Origin of the sequence: Bacillus sp. MM2020_4, assembly GCF_011250555.1 — a bacterium.
Classification (GTDB): domain Bacteria; phylum Bacillota; class Bacilli; order Bacillales; family Cytobacillaceae; genus Neobacillus.
The window spans coordinates 1-720 of the sequence record NZ_JAANMZ010000111.1; the positions used below are offsets into that span (position 1 = coordinate 1).

1 protein-coding gene is annotated in these 720 nt (G+C 38.2%); it reads left to right on the forward strand.

Translation table 11 applies throughout. The features are described from left to right. The coding region (locus tag G6554_RS25340; protein ID WP_166246849.1) for a discoidin domain-containing protein at positions 1-720 on the forward strand (720 nt) is incomplete at both ends.

Consider the following 720-nt stretch of genomic DNA (forward strand, 5'->3'; position numbering starts at 1 on the left):
GGTGTTTTCCCAACCGTAAAAAATGTCAAGATTGAAAAAGGTAACAAATCAACAGATTGGACACCTGCGCCAGAGGACGTATCTGCAGAAACAGCAAAAGCCGTGTTTGAAGCAAAGGCTGAGATAAAGCTTACAACTGATGGGATTAGCCAAAATGTATCATCATTAACTAATACAGTTACGTCTCAAGGTACTAGATTAAGCACAGCAGAGTCTAGTATTTCTAGTCAAGCTGAGCAGATAGAAAGTAAGGTGAGTCTTAATGATTTAAACTCCTATGCCAGCAAAGTGAAGAAAGTCCGATATATACGAGATTGGATCAAGGGTTCTTCTGCCAATACGGGAAACCACTGGGTTGAGATTAAAGCAATGTCTGGAACCACCAATAGAGCATTAAACAAGGATGTTACGTTAAGTCCCAACTCCACGGTAGGGAATAATTCATTAGCGATTATAGTAAATAATGATATTAATTCTAATAATTATATGGGTAGTTCTCCTAGTGGAGCACTCGCGTGGGTTCAAATTGATCTTGGGGCAGTATATGAAGATATTGACTTTATCCAGGTATGGCATTACTACAATGATGGGAGAACCTACCACAATACAAAAGTAGAAATTTCAGAAGACGGTATTACATGGACGACTTTATTTGATAGTTCAATTACTGGTGAGTACAAAGAAACAGCAAATGGGTTGGTTGTTCAGGTAAATAATTCA